Here is a 17,483-nt window from a genome sequence, read left to right on the forward strand (position 1 = left end):
CCCGGAACCCCGGTTCAGGGTCTGCGCCGGTCGGGCGCGGGATGGCCGGTGATCAGCCGCCGGGCGAGATCCCACAGCCGGTCCAGCGTCGCGCGGACGGGCGGGGACTCAGGCCCCAGCAGCCGGACCCAGGCGCCCGCCCCGTTCGGCAGGGTGCTCGCCCCGCCCGCCAGCCCGCCGCCCGCCGCCCCGCTGTCCGCCACCACACTGTCCGCCACCACCTCGTGCAGGGCGTCGGCCAGGGCGTCCGCCTCGACGGCCTGGGTGATGACGTACAGGGTGGACAGCACCCCGTGCTCGCCGAACATGGCCGGGCCCGTCACGGGGGAACGCCCGGGGACGAGCCTGAGCGGATCGGCGAACAGCAGCGCGCCGCCGGGCCGATGCGCCGACAGGTCGGTGCAGCAGGCGGTGTAGGCGTGCCGCTCGCCCCTGGCCAGCCGGCCGGCCAGCATGCTCTCGGCGACGATCGCCGTGCCGCCGGGATCGCAGGTGAGGTGCGTCCGCTGGTAGAAGCGGGAACCGGCGAACGGGATCACCGGGTCCGGCAGATACTCCAGGTAGCCGCCGGGGCCGACCGTGAGGCGCACGAGCTGCGTGCCGTAGTCCTGCTCCATCCGGTAGACCTTGGTGGCGGTCTGGGTGGTGACGTGCACGGCGGCGCCCGCGCCGCAGGTCACGTCGAGGCGGTAGCGGTCGCCCTGCAGGACGCCGGCACCGGCCGACATGACGCACACGTACGGCAGGTCGGGACGGGCCGGGTCGTAGTAGAGCGGCCGCATGATCTGCAGCGGCGTCTTCTGGTAGTGGCCGGTCAGCTCGGTGCGCCCGCCGCGCCGCTCGAAGGTCAGGTCGAGCACGCCCACCTTGCCGGAGCTGCCGACCGGCAGCGTGTCCAGGGCCTGCGCGTGCCTCGCCACCTCCTCCGGCACGGAGGGGATCGTGTAGTGGCCGGGCGCGAGCCGGTCTAGGCGCTCGGCGAGCATGCGCGCCTGCGGCTGGTGATGAAGTCGGCGACCTCCGGCAGGCCCGTGCCCCGCAGCGCGTCGGTCAGGATCACCGGCCGGCCCTCGCGGACCCGGTCGGCGTCGCGGGCCATCACGTCGAGGTCGGCCCGCACGTACGGCGCGATGTCGATCTTGTTGATGACGAGCAGGTCGGAGTCGGTGATGCCCGGCCCGCGTTTGCGCGGCATCTTGTCGCCCTCGCCGGTGTCCAGCACGAACACGTAGACGTCGGCCAGCAGCGGGCTGAAGGTGAGGGTGAGGTTGTCGCCGCCGCTTTCGTACAGCAGCGTGTCGATGTCCCCGAAGCGCTCCAGGAGCTCGGCGCCGGCGGCCAGGTTCATGGACGGGTCGTCGCGTACGGCCGTGTGCGGGCAGGAACCGGTCTCCACGCCCATGATCCGCGCCGGGTCCAGCACGCCGTCCAGGGTGCGCCTGACGTGGTCGGCGTCCTCCTGCGTGTAGATGTCGTTGGTGATGACGCCGACGCTGTGCCCGCGCCGCAGCAGGATCGGCACGAGCGCCTCGATCAGCGCCGTCTTGCCCGAGCCGACCGGGCCGCCGACGCCGACCTTGAAGACGCGGTCCAGCGCCGTGGTCAGGTGGGTGGCCGGGGCCGGGTGCGCGTGTTGGTGCATGGGTGTGCGCAGCCTTTCATGTGGTGAAGAGCCGAGCCGTCGCCCGCTCGTGGGCGCAGCTCATCGTGTCGGCGATCGGCGTGGCGGCGTACAGGTCGAGCGGGTCGCGGGCGGCCAGCGCGGCGGCCGCCGCCCGTTCGATCGCGGGCCCGGCGCCGTACAGGGTGGCCTGGGCCTGGCGGAAGTCGAGCCGGCGCAGCCGGACGGCCGCGCTGACCCAGCTCGCCGCGAAGGCGTACAGGTCGCCCGTCACCGCGCCGTCCTCGGCCACGCCCAGCCCGGCGTAGGCCGTGCCCAGGACGACCGCGTGGTTGCCCGGCGTGGCTCCCGCCCCGGTCAGCTCCACCAGCCGGAGCAGCTCCGGGGTGGCGAAGACCGTGGCGGCCGTCCGCAGGACCTGGTTGCCGGTCCTGGTCGCCGCCGCCCGCAGCTCGCGGTTGAGCTTGATGGCGTGCAGCCGCTGGTCGACCGCCACCACCGTGTCCCAGTCGTCCCTCCGTACGGCCCGGTGGGCGAGCACCAGCGCGGTGGCGTCGCCCGGTCCCGCCGCGTGCAGCAGCACGTCCTCCAGCAGCGCGGCGACGTCCACGGGCCCCGCCTGGGCGTAGGACTCCAGCCCGTGCGAGAGCGTGTAGAGCCCGCCGGGGAAGGCGGAGTCGGCCAGCTGGAGCTGGGCGAGCAGGCTCATGCCAGGAAGAACAGGTGGTTCAGCGGCAGCTCCTCGGCCGGTGCGATGGTCGCGTGCTCGCCGTCGACGGTGACCTTGAACGTCTCCGGGTCCACGGTGATCTTGGGCAGCGCGGAGTTGCGCACCATGTGCCGCTTGTCGACCGTACGGGTGTGGCGCACCCTGGCGATCAGCCGCTGCAGGCCGAGCCGGTCCGGCACCCCGGCGGCGATGGCGGCGTCCGGCAGGAAGGTCACGTTGCTCTTGCGCTGCGCCATCCCCATCGCGCCGAACATCGGCCGGTAGTAGACGGGCTGCGGCGTCGGCAGCGAGGCGTTCGGGTCCCCCATCTGCGCCCAGTTGATCAGCCCGCCCTTGACCACGACGGCGGGCTTGGCGCCGAACGAGGTGAACGGCCAGAGCACGATGTCGGCCAGCTTGCCGTCCTCCAACGAGCCGACCGTCTCGGCGATGCCCACGGTCCTGGCCGGGTTGATGGTCAGCTTGGCGAGGTAGCGCAGCACCCGCTGGTTGTCGTTGCGCTCGGAGTCCTCCGGCAGCTTGCCCCGCTGGTCCTTGCAGTGGTGCGCGGTCTGGAAGGCCCGGGTGAAGGTCTCGCCGACCCGGCCCATGGCCTGCGAGTCGGAGGAGAACATGCTGATCACGCCCATGTCCTGCAGCACCGTCTCGGCCGCGATGGTCTCCGCGCGCACCCGGCTGTCGGCGAACGACACGTCCTCGGGGATGTCGTGGCTGAGGTGGTGGCAGACCATCACCATGTCGAGCAGCTCGTCCACCGAGTTGATCGTGTACGGCAGCGTCGGGTTCGTCGAGGACGGCAACGCGTTCGGCTCGCCGGCGATGCGGATCAGGTCGGGCGCGTGCCCGCCGCCCGCGCCCTCGGTGTGGAAGGTGTGGATGGCCCGGCCGTCGATGGCGCTGATGGTGTCCTCCAGGTAGCCGGCCTCGTTGAGGCTGTCGGAGTGCAGCGCCACCTGGACGTCGTAGTCGTCGGCCACCCGCAGCGCGCAGTCCACCACCGACGGGGTGGAGCCCCAGTCCTCGTGCACCTTGAGCACGCACGCCCCGGCCTCGATCTGCTCGGCCAGCGAGCCCGGCAGGCTGGAGTTGCCCTTCGCCATGACGCCGATGTTGACCGGCAGCGCCTCGACGGCCTGGAGTATCCGGCCGATGTTCCACGGGCCGGGCGTGCAGGTCGTGCCCCGGGTGCCGTCGGTGGGGCCGGTGCCGCCGCCGATCAGCGTCGTGATGCCGTTGGTGAGCGCGGCCTGGGCCTGCTGCGGCGCGATCAGGTGGACGTGCGGGTCGATGGCGCCCGGCGTGGCGATCATGTGCTCGCCCGCCAGCACCTCCGTGCCGACGCCGATGACCAGCCGGCGGTCCACGCCGTTCTGGGTGTGCGGGTTGCCCGCCTTGCCGATGCCGACGATCTTGCCGTCCTTGATGCCGATGTCGCCCTTGACGACGCCGAGGATCGGGTCGAGGACGACCGCGTTGGTGATCACCAGGTCGAGCGCGATCGTGGCGTTCTGGGAGAGCGGGTCGGCCGACATGCCGTCGCGTACGGTCTTGCCGCCGCCGTAGACGGCCTCGTCGCCGTAGTGGCCGGCGGTGTGGTCCTTCTCGACCTCGATCACCAGGTTGGTGTCGGCGAGGCGGATGCGGTCGCCCACCGTCGGGCCGAACATGCTCCCGTACTGCTTGCGGCTCATCGTGGCCATCGGGGTCAGCCCTTCTTCCTGGTGGGAGATTTCTTGGACACCGCGGGCTTCTCCGGTTTCTGCGGTTTCTGCGGTTTCTGCGGTTTCTGCGGTTTCTGCGGTTTTTCCTGCTTCGCGCCGCCGGCCGGCTGGATGGTGGCCGAGGGCTCCGGCTCGTCGGCGTAGCCGAGCTCGGCCAGCCGCCGCAGCGCGCGGATCCTGGCGTCCCTGGTCCGCAGGCCGCCGTCGACCAGGCCGGCGAAGCCGACGATCCGCATGCCGCCGCCGTACTCGACCAGGTTCACCTGGTGGGTGTCGCCCGGCTCGATGCGGACCGCGGTGCCCGCAGGGATGTCCAGGTGCATGCCGTACGCCTTCTCGCGGTCGAAGCGGAGCGCCCGGTTGGCCTCGAAGAAGTGGTAGTGGGAGCCGACCTGGACGGCCCGGTCCCCCGTGTTGCGCACGGTCAGCCTGACCGTGCGCCGCCCCGCGTTGATCTCGATCGGGCCGTCGGCGTAGACGACCCTGTCCGTGTCCGTCATGACGAACCGGTCCTTCCTGGTCTGGCGGCGGTGTCAGCCGCCGATGGGGTCGTGGCAGGAGACGAGCTTGGAGCCGTCCTTGAACGACGCCTCGACCTGCATCAGCTTGAGCATTTCGCGCACGCCCGGCATGACGTCGCCGGGGCCGAGCACGTTCTTGCCGAGCTCCATGCACTCGGCGACGGTCTTGCCTTCTCTGGCGCCCTCCAGCACCGCGACGCTGATCAACGCCACCGCCTCGCTGTAGTTCAGCTTCAGGCCGCGGTCGCGGCGCTTGGCCGCCACCTCGGCGACCACGTAGATCAGCAGTTTGTCGATCTCACGCGGAGCGAGATTCATGAGCTCTCCTTCAGGTGGGAACGCGCCGGATGCCGGACAACACCGGCACCGCCGCCAGGAAGATCCAGGTGACCACGACGAACGGCCAGGTCAGCGTGTGCCCGCCGACCGGCGCGAACAGGTCCGTGATGAACGCCGTCAGGACGGTCGCCGAGATCGCGCCCGCCAGGGCGTAGACCAGGCCGAGAACGCTCGGCATGACGAAGGTGCCGCACAGGGCGATCCCGGTGAGCACCGCGTTGTAGCCGTACAGTCCCGCCCCGATGTCGGCGGCGTGCGCGCCGAGCAGGATCGCCACCACGATGCCCACCGCGCTGGAGACCAGCGCGGCCGCGGCCACCATCCATCCGGCGAACGCCAGGCCGATCAGGAAGATCAGCCCGACGTACCACGTGCCCTGGAAGAACACCTGGCCGATGCCGTTGAACAGCCCCTGCCACAGATCGGAGAACGTCACGGACGCCCCCGGGTGCGTGGCCGACGGAGGCGTGGCGAAGGCGCGCCCGTGCCAGAGCCGCTCGTACGAGGGAGCCCCGACCACCATGGCCGTGGTCACCGCGCAGAACGGCGCCGTGAGCGTCGGCAGGTTGTGCGGCGTCAGCAGCGCGTTCAGTGCCGACGTCAGGACGCTGCCCATGATCGCTGCGACGATCACGAGCAGCACGGTGATCCAGCGGGTGTTGAAGTACAGCACCAGCGCGACGCCGATCAGCGTTCCGTTGAAGCCCTCCAGGCCGCCCATCACCCGGTCACCCGAGACGCCGAGAACCCAGGCGGTGAGCGTCGCCACGACCGTGCCGAGCAGTCCGAAGACCCCGAACTGCCAGCCCGCGGCGAACAGCGCGACGATGAAACAGGCCGCCGTCCGCCAGTCGGTCTGGAACTCGACCTGGCTGACGCCTCTGAGCGTGGCGAGGGGCATGTTCGAGACCTGTTCGCTCATGCCCGCTCACTCCTTCTGCCGTTCGTGGCTCGAACAACCGACGTAGTGCCCGGCGGATTGTCCGCCAAAGCGGTGATTACCATTTGCTGGACGACCATGGAGAAGGCTGTACGCCTTTCTCACCCGGCGATCGTCCGGCCCAGCAGATAGAACAGGAAGACGGCGGCGAGGCCGAGGACGAGGTTCATGGCGACGTTGACCAGCGCCTTGCCCGTGGAGCCCCCGGTGAGCAGCTTGTACGTGTCGGTGCTGAAGGTGCTGAACGTGGTCAGCGCGCCGCAGAATCCGGTGCCCACCAGGGACAGCACCACGCCCGGCAGGGCGTCGCGCGAGGCGATGCCCATCAGCAGGCCGAGGACGGCCGAGCCGATGATGTTGACGGCCAGCGTGCCCCACGGCAGTTCGGTGCCGGCGCGCTGCTTGACGAAGGCGTCCACGAGGTAGCGTGCGGGGGCGCCGATCAGGCCGCCGATGAAGACCGCCAGGACGAGCATCATCGCCTGCCTTTCCCCACGGTGATGCCGGCCCAGACGGCCAGCAGCCCGAGGACGACGCTGAGCACCAGGTAGACGGTGGCCCATCCGGGCGAGCCGCCCACCGTGAGCTCGCGCACGCCGTCCACGTAGTGGGAGAAGGTGGTGAAGCCGCCCAGGAACCCGGTGCCGAGCAGCAGCTTGACCGGCCGGCGGTGCAGCGGGAGCCTGGTCAGCTCGCTGGTCAGCAGCCCCATGAGCAGGCAGCCCAGGATGTTGACCACCAGCGTCGGCCACGGCAGCGGATGGTCGGAGCCCGGCAGGGTCTGGGTGAGCAGATGCCGGACGACCGCGCCGACGCCGCCGCCGACCGCGACGAAGGCCAGGGCCCGCGCGGGCGGCGCGGCGTCGGCCGTCATCCCTCCGTCCCGAGCTGGACGTCGGTGCCGGCGAGCTGCTCGGCCTCGGTCTCGCGCATGCGCAGCAGCTTGTCGACGGCCTTGCCGATCAGGTAGGTCACGACGAAGGAGTAGATCGCCACCGCGAAGATCGCGGCGATCTGCTTGAGCAGCAGCTCGATCGAGCCCCCGTACAGCAGGCCCTTGGTCGGGCTCGCCACGGCGCCGGTCGCGAGCAGGCCGATGAGGACCACGCCGACCACGCCGCCCGCGCCGTGCACGCCGACGACGTCGAGGGTGTCGTCGTAGCCGAGGACGAGCTTCCAGGTGACGGCGAAGGACACCACGACGGCCGCCACGACCCCCACGACGAACGCGCCCTCGGAGCTGACATAAGCGCAGGAAGGAGTGATGGCCACGAGCCCGGCCAGCGCGCCCGTGGCCGAGCCCAGCCGGGTGAAGTGCTTGAACCTGAACCACTCGATGACCAGCCACGTCAGCATGCCGGCCGCTCCGGCGATCATGGTGCTGAGGAACGCGGTCACCGCCACGCTGCCGTCGGTCATGGCCGAGCCGGCGTTGAAGCCGAACCAGCCGAACCACAGCAGGCCCAGGCCGAGCATGACCAGCGGGATGTTGCTGGGCTGGGGCGGCTCCCTCCTGCGGAACCTGACGCTGGGGCCCAGCGCGATCGCCAGGGCCAGGCCCGCCATGCCGGAGTTCAGCTCGACGACCAGGCCGCCGGCGAAGTCGAGCACCCCCCAGCGGCTGATCCACCCGGCCGGGTCGAACACCCAGTGCGCGATGGGGAAGTACACCAGCGTCACCCACAACACGGAGAAGATGATCCACGGCCCGAGCCTGGTCCGCCCGGCCACCGAGCCGCTGATCAGCGCCACCGTGATGATCGCGAACGTGAGCTGGAACAGCGCGAAGGCGTACGTCGGGACGCGGCCGTGCAGCATGACGGGAGAGATGTCGGCGAAGCGCAGGTCCCCGAACCCGATCAGACCGGCGCCGCCCACGTCGGGGCCGAAGACGAGGCCGTATCCGTAGCCGAACCACAGGATGGTGACCAGCGCGATCGACACGAAGCTCATGAAGATGATGCTCAGCACGTTCTGCGCGCGAACCATGCCGCCGTAGAAGAAGGCGAGCCCGGGGGTCATGAGCAGCACCATGGCGGCACTGACGAGAACCCACGCGGAGTCTCCGGTGTTCAGACCTGGTGGCATGAGCCGACCTCCTTTTCCTCTGAAAAGGTGATCGGCCGGGCAGGTGCCAAAACGGCGCTGGATTTCTTTTGCCGAAGATATGTCGCAATCAGCACGGCGATGAGGGGCTTCGCCGACCGGCGCCCCGGCGAACGCCGGGGAGGGTGATCGGCGGCCGATCTGGGCAGGTCAGTGCCAGACGAAGGGAGAAGACGTCATGGATCTTTCCGGGGTGGGCGTGTGGAGCCATCACCTGCGTTACGGCGATCCGGGTGAGGCCGCCGAGGCCGCCACCGAGCTGGAGGAGCTGGGCTACAGCGCGCTGTGGGTGCCGGACACGGGAGGACCGGTCTTCGAGGCCGTCGGCAACCTCCTGACGGCCACCCGCCGGATCGTCGTGGCCACCGGGATCCTGAACCTCTGGATGCACGATCCCGCCGGCGTCGCGGCCTCCTTCGCCGAGCTCTCCTCGAACCACCACCACCGCTTCCTCATGGGCATCGGCGTGAGCCACGCGGTGGCGGTGGACCGGCAGGAGCCGGGACGCTACCGCAAGCCGCTGGCGGCCATGACGGCGTTCCTCGACGCGCTGGACCAGGCGGATCCGCCCGTGCCGGAGAACAGCCGGGTGCTGGCCGCGCTCGGTCCCAAGATGCTGGACCTCGCCGCGAAGCGGGCGCGGGGCGCGCATCCGTACCTCGTCACGCCCGAGCACACCCGGCAGGCTCGGGAGGCGCTGGGGGACGGCCCGCTCCTGCTCCCCGAGCAGACGGTGATCCTCTGCAAGGGCAAGGACGAGGCGCGCGCGATCGGCGGCGAATGGCTGCGGCGCTACCTGTCGCTGCCGAACTACGCCAACAACGTGCTGCGCCTCGGCTACACCGAGGAGGACGTGGAGTCGGTGAGCGACCGCCTGTTCGACGGCCTGATCGCCTGGGGCGACGAGGACGCGATCAGGCGACGGCTGGACGAGCACCGCGACGCCGGCGCCGATCACGTCTGCCTGCAGGTCCTCACGGCCGACGCGGACGCCCTGCCGCGCCGCGAGTGGCGCGCCCTCGCCGTCGCGCTCCTGTAGGCCGGGCTCCGGGCTTCTGGCGGGCTCAGTGGATCCGGGCCAGCCAGCGGCCGTGCGCCGGCCAGCAGCGGGCCTCGGTGAACCCGGCGGCCAGCGCGACCCTGCCCAGGTCGCTCGCCGAGACGGTCGCCCAGGCGAACCACTCGCCGGTGACCCGGCCGCGGCGCAGCCGTACCCGGTCGACCCGGCTCCTCGTGCCGGGCGGCGCGACCTCGGCCAGGACCGTGCCGCCGGGCCGCAGGAGCTGCCCGACCCGCCGCAGCAGCGCCTCGGGATGGCCGCCGATGCCGATGTTGCCGTCCGCGAGCAGGGCCGTCGCCCAGCGACCGCTGAAGGGGACGTCGTCGTAGACGTCCCTGAGCAGGGCGAACCCTCCGGCGCGGCGGGTCAGGGCGACGGCGCGCGGCGTGATGTCGATGCCGAGCGAACGGACGCCGCGCCGGGTCAGCGCCGCCGTCAGCCGCCCGGGACCCGAGCCGATGTCGAGCGTGGGGCCGGCGCAGCGGCTCAGCAGCTCCTCGTCTCCGTCGATGGGCTCGAACCAGCGGGCGGCCTCCAGCGGGACCCGGGTGCCGTCCACGTACTCGAGTTCGGCGTTCTCCCCGGCGAGCGCGTCGGCGTACAACTCCCCGATCATCGGCCCAGCTCCCGCAGCGCGGCGGCGAAGCAGGACCCCGGCGCCTGGCCCGCCACCGTGGCGGCGTCGGCGGCGGTGTCGACGTCGGTCAGCTCGGGCAGCACGCGCACGCTCAGCCCGGCGCGTTCGAGCCGGTCGAGCTGGAGCTTGCCGGTGTCAGGACGCGACATCGGCACCCCCAGCAGCAGCGCGGGGTCCGGCCGGCGCAGGCCGAGCAGCCAGAAGCCGCCGTCGGCGGCCGGGCCGTACACCGCGTCGTGCTCCGTCAGCGCCGCGCCGGCCTCGTCCAGCAGGGCTGGGGTGATCTGCGGGGTGTCCATGCCGATGAGGACGACCGGGCCCGGCCGGAGCCGGTGGGCGTCGGAGAAGGCGGCGGCCAGCCGCTCGTCCAGCCCCGCGCCGCGCTGCGGGATCACCACCACGCCCGGCGGCAGCCAGCTTCCCGGCAGTCCGTCCAGCGCCAGCACCCGCTGACCGGCCGGCGTGGCGGCGACGGCCCGCAGGCTGTCGCGCAGCGCGGCCTCGGCCAGGACGGCGGCCTGCTCCGGGCTGAACGGCGGGGTCAGACGGGTCTTCACCCTGCCCGGCACCGGTTCCTTGGCGATGACCAGGATCTGCGGCAGGTGATCGGGATGACGATGGCTCAACGGAGACGATCCTCACGTGCTGCGGACGACGGGTGCTCCGTCATCGCCGGCGGGGCGACGACGGCGAGGCTCGGCGGAGCGCCGCGCGGCCCAGCCGGCCAGCGCGGCCACCGCGGCCACGGCGTAGAAGGGGGTGCCGAGGTTGTCGGGCGCGGCCGGGCCGTCGGTGTAGGCGACCGCGCCCGCCACGGCGACGCCCAGCCACTCCCACCAGCCGGTCATGGCGGCCAGGGCCACGACCAGCAGGGCGTACCAGGAGTATCCGGGGGTGAGCAGCAGCAGGAACGAGCCGCTGACCAGCAGCGCGCCCTGCCAGGGCCGCTCCGCGTCCCCGTGCCGCAGGACGGCCAGGACGATCAGGGCGAGCAGCACGATCGCGACGTACGGGGCCCAGGAGTCCGGCATCAGCAGGCGCAGGACGGCGTACCGGTTGCCGCCGCCGTCGTAGCGCTCCTCCCGGAGGTAGCCCGGCAGGTAGCCGGCCACCGAGCTCCCCGAGACCAGCGCGTACGGCAGGTACGACAGCGCCACCACGAGCACGGCGGGCACCCCGACCAGGAGCAGCCGCCGCCACGCCACCCGACCGTTCCCCGCCACCCCTCCGTTGCCCGCCAGCACTCCGGACAGGGCGCCCGGCAGCGCCGTCACCGGCAGCAGCTTGGCCGCCACCGCCGCCCCCAGCAGCGCGCCCGCCCCCGCGGGCCCGCCGCGCCCGCGCACCGCGCCGAAGGCCAGCACCACCAGCAGCACCCCGAGCATGTCGACGTGCGCGTTGTTCACCGCCTCGACCGGCACCGCCGGGCACCACGCCCAGTAAGCCGCCCGCCGCGCCCCCGCCAGCCGCCACAGCGCCGGCAGCGCGAGCACGGCGAGTGCCCAGCCGCCCAGCTGCAGCCCCTTGTGCCGGGAACCCTCCGGCGACAGCCACTCGACCAGCAGGAAGTACCCCTGCGCGAGCGGCGGGTAGATCGTGGACACGGTCGGGCGGTTGATCCGGGTGCAGCCGCCCTCCGGCAGCGGCCACAGCAGCGGGTCCGCGCAGGCGGCAGGGAAGAGCCAGTCGTCACGCAGACCGGCGAGCGCCGGGGCGGCCGGCGGACGCTCGTAGGGCGAGATGCCCGCCGCCTGCACCCGGCCGTCCCAGGCGTAACGGAAGGAGTCGGTGCTGCTGCTCGGCGGCGCCGCCAGCCCGACCGTGGCCAGCACGATCCCGCCGGCCACGACCAGCACGTCCAGCCGCTTCCCCGGCACCCGCCGGGCCAGCCACACGGCCGCCGCGAACAGCGCCCAGGCCAGCAGATACCAGCCCAGGCCCGGCGGCCCGAGCACCATCCTGAGCACGACGGCCCCCAGGGCGGCGAGCACCGCCCCGGTGAAGATCAGGTTTCGGCTCACAGCCCGCAGCCTGACATCCCCGGCCCCGTCCGGGGCCGCCGCGCGGCCCGCCGTCCGCGCTTCGTAAGAAGCCTTACGAACCGCGAACGTGTCATCCGGCCGCGCCTCCCGCCGGGCTAGCGTCGGCGGCGTGAGAGTCATGGTCACCGGCTCGGCCGGTTTCATCGGCGGGCACGTGGCGGAGGCGCTGCGGGCGGCCGGTCACGACGTCGTCGGCCTGGACCTGCGGACCGGCGCGGACGTCCGCGACCCGGCCGCGCTGGACGCGCTGCTCCCCGGCGTCGAGGTCGTCGTGCACCAGGCCGCCAGGGTGGGGCTCGGCGTGGACGTCGCCGACCTGCCCGGCTACGCCTCCGTCAACGTCTACGGCACCGCCGTCCTGCTCGCCGCGATGGCGCGGCACGAGATCGGCCGGCTGGTGCTGGCGTCCTCGATGGTGGTCTACGGCGAAGGCCACTACGAGTGCGCCGCGCACGGCCACGTCAGGCCGGGGCCGCGCGCCGTGCCGGACCTGGAGCGGGGCTCGTTCGAGCCGCTCTGCCCGCGCTGCGGCGCGGCGCTGGCCTGCGCGCCGATCGGCGAGGACGCCAGGCCCGATCCGCGCAACGCCTACGCCACCACCAAGCTCGCCCAGGAACACCTGGCCGCCAACTGGGCCAGGGAGACGGGCGGCAGCGCGGCGGCGCTGAGGTACCACAACGTCTACGGTCCCCGTATGCCCCGCGACACCCCGTACGCCGGGGTGGCCGCGATCTTCCGCTCGGAGCTGGAGGCGGGCCGGGCGCCGAAGGTGTTCGAGGACGGCCGCCAGCTGCGCGACTTCGTGCACGTACGCGACGTCGCCCGGGCCAACCTCGCGGCCATGTCCGCGCCCGTCCGCCCCGGCGAGCTGCGCGCCTGGAACATCGCCTCCGGCGCCCCGCACACCGTGGGCGAGATGGCGGACACGCTGGCCGCCGCGCGGGGCGGCCCCGCCCCGCAGGTCACCGGGGACTACCGGCTGGGCGACGTCCGCCACATCGTGGCCTCGCCCGAGCGGGCGCGGGCCGAGCTCGGGTTCCGCGCGGAGGTCGAGTTCGGCGCGGGTATGAAGGAGTTCGCCTGGTCATGACCGTCGACGTGATCCTGCCCTGCCTGAACGAGGAGGCCGCGCTCGCCTGGGTGCTCGGGCGCATGCCGGACGGCTACCGCCCGATCGTGGTGGACAACGGCTCCACCGACCGCTCGGCGGCGGTCGCGGAGAGCCTCGGCGCGCGGGTGGTCCACGAGCCCGTACGCGGCTTCGGTGCGGCCTGCCACGCCGGGCTGCTCGCCGCCACCGCCGAACTGGTCTGCTTCATGGACGCCGACGCCTCACTCAACCCCCGCCAGCTCCCCCGGGTGAGCGCCGCCGTGCTCGATGGGGACGGCGATCTCGTCCTGGGGCGGAGGGTGCCGCGGGCGGCCGGCGCCTGGCCTCTGCACGCGCGGCTGGGCAACACGGTGCTCGCCGGCGCCCTGCGCCGCCGTACGGGTGCGCCGCTCCGCGACCTCGGCCCGATGCGCGCGGCCAGGCGCGCGGCCCTCCTGGAGCTGGGGCTGACCGACCGCCGTTTCGGCTACCCGCTGGAGATGGTGCTGCGCGCCGCCACGGCCGGCTGGCGGATCGCCGAGGTGGAGGTGGACTACCTGCCGCGGACCGGGCGTTCCAAGGTCACCGGCACCCTGCGCGGCACGCTCCGCGCCGTCGCCGACATGCGGCGGGTCATGGCCGAGCTCCGGCCGCCGTCCTAGAGGCCGCCGTCCTAGAGATCGCGCGCCGGCTCGTCATACCCGCGGCGGCCTAGGGCAGAGGTGCGGGGACCGAGGAGGGCGCATGACCCACGACCGGCTCCGCCTGGAGGAGCTTCTCACGGAGGCGGAGAACGCCGCGCCGGTGGACTCCATCGACGTGATAGCCGCCGACCTGCGCAGAAGGTTCGGGGCCACGGCCGTGTCGTTCATGTTCCTCGACCTCGTCGGCCAGCAGATGGTGCGCATGATCCGCGGCGACGGGGGGCGGCAGAGCGAGCGGATCCACCTGCGCGGCAGCGTCTACGACCAGGCGTTGCGCACCCAGGAGCTGACCCTGGCGCCCGATGACCGCCTGGGACAGCGGGTGCTCGCCCCCGTGACCAACCGGGGCGACGCGATCGGCCTGCTGGAGCTGACCCTGCCGCGCTTCGACGAGGAGGTGCTGGAGCAGATCAGCCAGGCCGCGCACGCGCTGGCGTACATCGTGGTCACCGACCGCCGCTTCACCGACCTCTACCTCTGGGGGCAGCGCACCACCCCGGTGAGCCTGGCCGCCGAGATCCAGAACCAGCTCCTGCCGTCGTCCTCCTCCTGCGAGGCCGCCCAGTTCGTGCTGGCCGGAGCCCTGGTGCCGGCCGACACCATCGGCGGCGACGCCTCCCGCGGCGCCCGCCGCGCCTCCCGCAGCCTGGCCGAGCAGGCGGGTGCGACCCATCAGGCGCTCCTGGACCACGGCCGGCAATCCCTGGCCACCGGCCAGTTGCTGCGCGTCTCCCTCGACGGCACCGGCGCCCGGCTCGTCAACGCCGGTCACCCATGGCCGCTGCGCCTTCGCGACGGCAAGGTGCGGGAGGTGCCGCTGCGCATCGACCCGCCGTTCGGCTTCCCGTTCCCCGTCGACTTCCAGGTGCAGGACCTCGACCTGCGGGCCGGCGACCGTCTCGTGTTCTACACGGACGGCATGCGCGAACGCCAGGCGGCGAGCCTCGACCTGCCCGGCCTCATCCAGGACACGGCCGACCAGCATCCTCGCGAGCTCGTACGGACGCTGACCGGCGCCGTCATCGACGCCTGCCACGGCCATCTGCAGGACGACGCCAGCGTCCTCTGCCTGGACTGGCGCGGCCCCAGCCGCCAGGGCCGCCGCACCCACGCCGGGGCCGACACAGCGGGCCCTAGGGTCCGCCCGCTTCCTCGGCGCGCCGCCCGAGGAAGGCCCGGGCGGCCGGGTCGGTGGTGAGGGCGGCGGCCCGCGTGTAGGCGGCGGCCGCCTCCTCGCGCCGGCCGAGCCGGGCGAGCAGGTCGCCGCGCGCCGCGTGATAGGGCTGGAACCGCTCCCGTTCGACCGGCAGGGCCTCCAGCAGCTCCAGTCCCGCGCCGGGCGAGCGGGCTCGGCCGATGACGGCGGCGTGCGCGACCCGGCCGCCCAGGCTCGGCGCGATCGCGACCAGCGCGGTGTAGAGGGTGCACAGGGCGTCCCAGTCGGTGGCGCCGGCGCGGGCCCGGTCGCAGTGGACCGCCTGGATCGCCGCCTCAAGCTGGAAGCGTCCCGGCGCGCGGCCGGGCCGCCCGGCCCGGCGCAGGTACGCCTCGCCCTCGGCGATGAGGCCGCGGTCCCACGTGCCCGGGTCCTGGTCCTGCAACGGCAGATAGGGACCGCCGGGAGCCGCGGCGCGCGCGGAGGTCAGGGTGAGCAGCGCCGCCAGCGACCACGCCTCCGGCTCGTCGCCGAGCAGCCGCGCGGTGGTGACGGCCAGGTGGCGGGCCTCGCCCGCGAGCGAGTCCCCCTCCCCCCGGTCCTGGAACGACAGCGCGTAACAGCCGTACACCGCCTCGAGCACCCACGGCAGCCGCTCCGGCATCGCCTGCCGCCCGGGAACGGCGAAGGGGACCCGGGCGTCCCTGATCCGCCGCTTGGCCCGTACCAGCCGTTGCGACATCGCCGCGGCGGGCACGGCGAAGGCCCGCGCGATCGCCGCCGCGTCGAACCCGAGCACGACCTGCAACATCAGCGGAGTACGGACGTCGGCGGCGATCGCCGGGTGCGCGCAGACGAACAGCAGGGCGAGACGCCGGTCCGGGATCCGGTCCGGATCGAGGTCGTCCAGGGTCGCGACGACGCCCGCACCCAGGTCGGCGCCTGCGTCGACGGCCGCCTCCAGCGACCGGCTGCGGCGGTGGGCCGCGGACTTCCACAGGTCCCGCTGCCGGTTGCGGGCGACCGCCAGCAGCCAGCCCTCCGGGTTGTCCGGTACGCCGTCGCGCGGCCACGTGGTCAGCGCCCGCTCGAAGGCCTGCGCCAGGGTGTCCTCGGCGAGTTCGAGGTCCCCGGCCGGAGCGGCCAGCAGGGCCACCAGCCGGCCGTAGGACTCCCGCGCGGCCCGCTCGGCCACCTGCGCGGCCCGCTCACCCGGGTTCACCAGGACGGGACCCATTTCCCGTCCTCGATGTGCATCCCACCGGGCCGGATCTCGACGCTCCCCCAGGACAGCGGCGGCGCCTGCCGCGCCCAGTCCAGGGCCGCGTCCAGATCCGGCACGTCGATGACGACCACGCCGCCGAGCTGCTCCTTGGTGTCGGCGAACGGCCCGTCCTGGATGCGCGGCTCCCCGTCGACCAGCGTGAGCGTGGTCGAATCCGCCGACGGCCGCAGCACCTGGCCGCTCACCAGGATCCCGGCCTGCTCCAGCGTGGCGGCGTAACTGGCCATGGCCCGCATCCCTTCGGCCATCGCCTCGGCCCCGACCGACTCCTCGGTCGCCTCACGGTGATGGAACAACAGCATGTAACGCATGTCTCGATCCTCTCTCGTCATTTGGTCCGGTAGCGCGCGATCACGACACCGGTCGTCGCGGTGATCGCCTCCTGAAGCTCCAGGCCGGTACGTTCCCCTTCGCCGAACAGCCGCGTGCCCGAGCCGAGCACGATCGGATGGGTCAGCAGGACGTACTCCTCGACCAGGCCCGCCGCGTGCAGGGAACGCACCAGCTCGCCGCTGCCGAGCACCCTGATCACGCCGTCGACCCGCTCCTTCAGCCCGGCGACGGCGCCGGCCGCCTCCCCGGCCAGCAGCGTGGAGTTGGGGTGGGCGAGCACGGTGTCCGGTCGGCGGGAGGCGACGTACTTGGGCGTGTTCACCAGCGTCTCGGTGAACGGGTTGGGCTCGCCGACGGAGGTCCAGTAACCCAGCACGTCGTCGTACGTCCGCCGCCCGAACAGCATCGCCGCCGCGCCGGCCTCCTCGGCGACGTACTTCCCGATCACCTGGTCGGCGTACCCGGCGCCCCAGCCGCCGTGCCGGAACCCGCCCCTCGTGTCCTCGTCCGCCCGGCCCGGCCCCTGCATGACGCCGTCCAGGCTGACGCTCACGAAAACGCTGATCGTGCCCACCACGAACTCCTCATCTCACTGACCGCCGGGGCCACGTTCCGGCCCGGCACAGTGATGACGAGCTCGACCGGCCCGAACAGACACCGCGAGAACCAGACCTGCGAGCCCGTTACGCTGCGTCCCGTGAACGCCGACGAAGTCCTCGCGCTCTACCGCGGCCTCGCCGCCGAGAACGTCCCCGTCTGGATCGACGGCGGATGGTGCGTGGACGCGCTGCTCGGCAGGCAGACCCGTGAGCACGCCGACCTCGACCTCGCCGTCGCACGCGAGCACGCGCGGCGTCTCGGGGAGCTGCTGGCCCGGTGGGGGTACGCGCCGCGGCCACGGCAGGACTCGACCGACTGGAACCACGTCGTCGCGACCCCCAGCGGCGCCACGGTGGACGTCCACGTGTTCGAGTTCGACGACCAGGGCCGCAACGTCTACGGCGTCGCGTACCCCGAGGGCTCCCTGACGGGCACGGGTGTCATCGCCGGGCAGGAGGTGCGGTGCGTCGCCCCCGAGTGGATGTTCCGGTTCAAGACGGCGTACCCGCCCAAGGACAAGGATCTCGCCGACGTCCGCGCCCTCGGCGAGAAGTACGGGTTCGAGATCCCGGCCACACACCGCGGCCCACGCGGATGA

21 protein-coding genes are annotated in these 17,483 nt (G+C 72.9%); 5 read left to right on the forward strand and 16 right to left on the reverse strand.

The window, feature by feature from the left end; all coding sequences use genetic code 11:
* Positions 1-14: 14 nt before the first annotated feature.
* The 10 genes from BMW85_RS00855 to BMW85_RS00900 form a co-directional block, all read right to left on the reverse strand.
* On the reverse strand, positions 15-986 hold the full coding sequence (locus tag BMW85_RS00855) for an urease accessory protein UreD (RefSeq protein ID WP_091075545.1): 972 nt from the start codon (positions 984-986) through the stop codon (positions 15-17).
* Positions 968-1,642 (reverse strand): urease accessory protein UreG, encoded by a 675-nt coding sequence (ureG, locus tag BMW85_RS00860; protein WP_245774538.1) that lies wholly within the window; start codon positions 1,640-1,642, stop codon positions 968-970. Before ureG ends, BMW85_RS00855 begins: the two co-directional genes overlap by 19 nt.
* 16 nt (positions 1,643-1,658) lie before the next feature.
* Positions 1,659-2,330, reverse strand: a complete 672-nt coding sequence (locus BMW85_RS00865) for an urease accessory protein UreF (protein ID WP_091075548.1) — start codon at positions 2,328-2,330, stop codon at positions 1,659-1,661.
* Positions 2,327-4,051: an urease subunit alpha gene (gene ureC, locus BMW85_RS00870; protein ID WP_091075550.1), complete on the reverse strand. Its 1,725-nt coding sequence runs from the start codon at positions 4,049-4,051 to the stop codon at positions 2,327-2,329. The genes BMW85_RS00865 and ureC overlap by 4 nt, the downstream gene beginning before the upstream one ends.
* 5 nt (positions 4,052-4,056) lie before the next feature.
* Positions 4,057-4,572 (reverse strand): urease subunit beta, encoded by a 516-nt coding sequence (locus tag BMW85_RS52445; RefSeq protein ID WP_091075552.1) that lies wholly within the window; start codon positions 4,570-4,572, stop codon positions 4,057-4,059.
* Between the two features lie 33 nt (positions 4,573-4,605).
* Positions 4,606-4,911 carry an urease subunit gamma gene (locus BMW85_RS00880; RefSeq protein ID WP_091075555.1) on the reverse strand — a complete coding sequence of 102 codons (306 nt, stop codon included), beginning with the start codon at positions 4,909-4,911 and terminating at the stop codon, positions 4,606-4,608.
* Positions 4,912-4,921: 10 nt separating this feature from the next.
* Positions 4,922-5,854, reverse strand: a complete 933-nt coding sequence (locus BMW85_RS00885) for an urea transporter (RefSeq protein ID WP_091075557.1) — start codon at positions 5,852-5,854, stop codon at positions 4,922-4,924.
* Between the two features lie 119 nt (positions 5,855-5,973).
* On the reverse strand, positions 5,974-6,351 hold the full coding sequence (gene crcB / locus BMW85_RS00890; RefSeq protein ID WP_091075559.1) for a fluoride efflux transporter CrcB: 378 nt from the start codon (positions 6,349-6,351) through the stop codon (positions 5,974-5,976).
* Positions 6,348-6,746, reverse strand: a complete 399-nt coding sequence (crcB, locus tag BMW85_RS00895) for a fluoride efflux transporter CrcB (RefSeq protein WP_091075561.1) — start codon at positions 6,744-6,746, stop codon at positions 6,348-6,350. The genes crcB (BMW85_RS00890) and crcB (BMW85_RS00895) overlap by 4 nt, the downstream gene beginning before the upstream one ends.
* On the reverse strand, positions 6,743-7,960 hold the full coding sequence (locus tag BMW85_RS00900) for an ammonium transporter (RefSeq protein ID WP_091075563.1): 1,218 nt from the start codon (positions 7,958-7,960) through the stop codon (positions 6,743-6,745). The genes crcB (BMW85_RS00895) and BMW85_RS00900 overlap by 4 nt, the downstream gene beginning before the upstream one ends.
* Before the next feature lie 196 nt (positions 7,961-8,156).
* Here BMW85_RS00900 and BMW85_RS00905 point away from each other — a divergent pair, with 196 nt between their 5' ends.
* Complete coding sequence (locus BMW85_RS00905; RefSeq protein WP_091075565.1) at positions 8,157-9,017, forward strand: LLM class F420-dependent oxidoreductase; 861 nt, start codon at positions 8,157-8,159, stop codon at positions 9,015-9,017.
* Between the two features lie 25 nt (positions 9,018-9,042).
* Here BMW85_RS00905 and BMW85_RS00910 read toward each other — a convergent pair whose 3' ends face one another.
* From BMW85_RS00910 to BMW85_RS00920, 3 genes are read right to left on the reverse strand one after another with little or no spacing between them, the layout of a single operon-like run.
* Positions 9,043-9,654 (reverse strand): class I SAM-dependent methyltransferase, encoded by a 612-nt coding sequence (locus tag BMW85_RS00910; RefSeq protein WP_091075568.1) that lies wholly within the window; start codon positions 9,652-9,654, stop codon positions 9,043-9,045.
* Positions 9,651-10,301 (reverse strand): TIGR04282 family arsenosugar biosynthesis glycosyltransferase, encoded by a 651-nt coding sequence (locus tag BMW85_RS00915; protein WP_218155620.1) that lies wholly within the window; start codon positions 10,299-10,301, stop codon positions 9,651-9,653. The genes BMW85_RS00910 and BMW85_RS00915 overlap by 4 nt, the downstream gene beginning before the upstream one ends.
* 12 nt (positions 10,302-10,313) lie before the next feature.
* Entirely contained in the window at positions 10,314-11,696 is a 1,383-nt protein-coding gene (locus tag BMW85_RS00920; protein ID WP_218155621.1) for a glycosyltransferase 87 family protein, read from the reverse strand.
* Positions 11,697-11,835: 139 nt separating this feature from the next.
* On the opposite strand from BMW85_RS00920, the gene BMW85_RS00925 reads away from it, so the two are divergent.
* The 3 genes from BMW85_RS00925 (at position 11,836) to BMW85_RS00935 (ending at position 14,709) form a co-directional block, all read left to right on the forward strand.
* Positions 11,836-12,807 carry an NAD-dependent epimerase/dehydratase family protein gene (locus BMW85_RS00925; protein WP_091075571.1) on the forward strand — a complete coding sequence of 324 codons (972 nt, stop codon included), beginning with the start codon at positions 11,836-11,838 and terminating at the stop codon, positions 12,805-12,807.
* A complete protein-coding gene (locus BMW85_RS00930) occupies positions 12,804-13,469 on the forward strand; it encodes a glycosyltransferase family 2 protein (RefSeq protein WP_091075574.1) in 666 nt (221 codons plus the stop codon). Before BMW85_RS00925 ends, BMW85_RS00930 begins: the two co-directional genes overlap by 4 nt.
* A gap of 82 nt (positions 13,470-13,551) precedes the next feature.
* Positions 13,552-14,709 (forward strand): PP2C family protein-serine/threonine phosphatase, encoded by a 1,158-nt coding sequence (locus tag BMW85_RS00935; protein WP_091075579.1) that lies wholly within the window; start codon positions 13,552-13,554, stop codon positions 14,707-14,709.
* On the opposite strand, the gene BMW85_RS00940 is transcribed toward BMW85_RS00935, so the two are convergent.
* From BMW85_RS00940 to BMW85_RS00950, 3 genes are read right to left on the reverse strand one after another with little or no spacing between them, the layout of a single operon-like run.
* Entirely contained in the window at positions 14,645-15,904 is a 1,260-nt protein-coding gene (locus BMW85_RS00940; RefSeq protein ID WP_177240441.1) for an RNA polymerase sigma factor, read from the reverse strand. The genes BMW85_RS00935 and BMW85_RS00940 overlap by 65 nt on opposite strands.
* Positions 15,886-16,263, reverse strand: coding sequence for a YciI family protein (locus BMW85_RS00945; RefSeq protein ID WP_091075580.1), 378 nt, complete (start codon positions 16,261-16,263; stop codon positions 15,886-15,888). The genes BMW85_RS00940 and BMW85_RS00945 overlap by 19 nt, the downstream gene beginning before the upstream one ends.
* 17 nt (positions 16,264-16,280) lie before the next feature.
* Complete coding sequence (locus BMW85_RS00950) at positions 16,281-16,859, reverse strand: dihydrofolate reductase family protein (protein WP_091077066.1); 579 nt, start codon at positions 16,857-16,859, stop codon at positions 16,281-16,283.
* A 123-nt stretch (positions 16,860-16,982) separates the two neighbouring features.
* On the opposite strand from BMW85_RS00950, the gene BMW85_RS00955 reads away from it, so the two are divergent.
* Entirely contained in the window at positions 16,983-17,483 is a 501-nt protein-coding gene (locus BMW85_RS00955; protein ID WP_218155622.1) for a nucleotidyltransferase domain-containing protein, read from the forward strand.

This window comes from Nonomuraea wenchangensis (assembly GCF_900111685.1).
GTDB classification, from domain to species: domain Bacteria; phylum Actinomycetota; class Actinomycetes; order Streptosporangiales; family Streptosporangiaceae; genus Nonomuraea; species Nonomuraea wenchangensis.

Bases quoted from the DNA above. Each gene is read 5' to 3' on its own strand.
- BMW85_RS00855 (WP_091075545.1), bottom strand. From the start codon at position 986: ATGCTCGCCGAGCGCCTAGACCGGCTCGCGCCCGGCCACTACACGATC.
- ureG (WP_245774538.1), bottom strand. From the start codon at position 1,642: ATGCACCAACACGCGCACCCGGCCCCGGCCACCCACCTGACCACGGCG.
- BMW85_RS00865 (WP_091075548.1), bottom strand. From the start codon at position 2,330: ATGAGCCTGCTCGCCCAGCTCCAGCTGGCCGACTCCGCCTTCCCCGGC.
- ureC (WP_091075550.1), bottom strand. From the start codon at position 4,051: ATGGCCACGATGAGCCGCAAGCAGTACGGGAGCATGTTCGGCCCGACG.
- BMW85_RS52445 (WP_091075552.1), bottom strand. From the start codon at position 4,572: ATGACGGACACGGACAGGGTCGTCTACGCCGACGGCCCGATCGAGATC.
- BMW85_RS00880 (WP_091075555.1), bottom strand. From the start codon at position 4,911: ATGAATCTCGCTCCGCGTGAGATCGACAAACTGCTGATCTACGTGGTC.
- BMW85_RS00885 (WP_091075557.1), bottom strand. From the start codon at position 5,854: ATGAGCGAACAGGTCTCGAACATGCCCCTCGCCACGCTCAGAGGCGTC.
- crcB (WP_091075559.1), bottom strand. From the start codon at position 6,351: ATGATGCTCGTCCTGGCGGTCTTCATCGGCGGCCTGATCGGCGCCCCC.
- crcB (WP_091075561.1), bottom strand. From the start codon at position 6,746: ATGACGGCCGACGCCGCGCCGCCCGCGCGGGCCCTGGCCTTCGTCGCG.
- BMW85_RS00900 (WP_091075563.1), bottom strand. From the start codon at position 7,960: ATGCCACCAGGTCTGAACACCGGAGACTCCGCGTGGGTTCTCGTCAGT.
- BMW85_RS00905 (WP_091075565.1), top strand. From the start codon at position 8,157: ATGGATCTTTCCGGGGTGGGCGTGTGGAGCCATCACCTGCGTTACGGC.
- BMW85_RS00910 (WP_091075568.1), bottom strand. From the start codon at position 9,654: ATGATCGGGGAGTTGTACGCCGACGCGCTCGCCGGGGAGAACGCCGAA.
- BMW85_RS00925 (WP_091075571.1), top strand. From the start codon at position 11,836: ATGGTCACCGGCTCGGCCGGTTTCATCGGCGGGCACGTGGCGGAGGCG.
- BMW85_RS00930 (WP_091075574.1), top strand. From the start codon at position 12,804: ATGACCGTCGACGTGATCCTGCCCTGCCTGAACGAGGAGGCCGCGCTC.
- BMW85_RS00935 (WP_091075579.1), top strand. From the start codon at position 13,552: ATGACCCACGACCGGCTCCGCCTGGAGGAGCTTCTCACGGAGGCGGAG.
- BMW85_RS00940 (WP_177240441.1), bottom strand. From the start codon at position 15,904: ATGGGTCCCGTCCTGGTGAACCCGGGTGAGCGGGCCGCGCAGGTGGCC.
- BMW85_RS00945 (WP_091075580.1), bottom strand. From the start codon at position 16,263: ATGCGTTACATGCTGTTGTTCCATCACCGTGAGGCGACCGAGGAGTCG.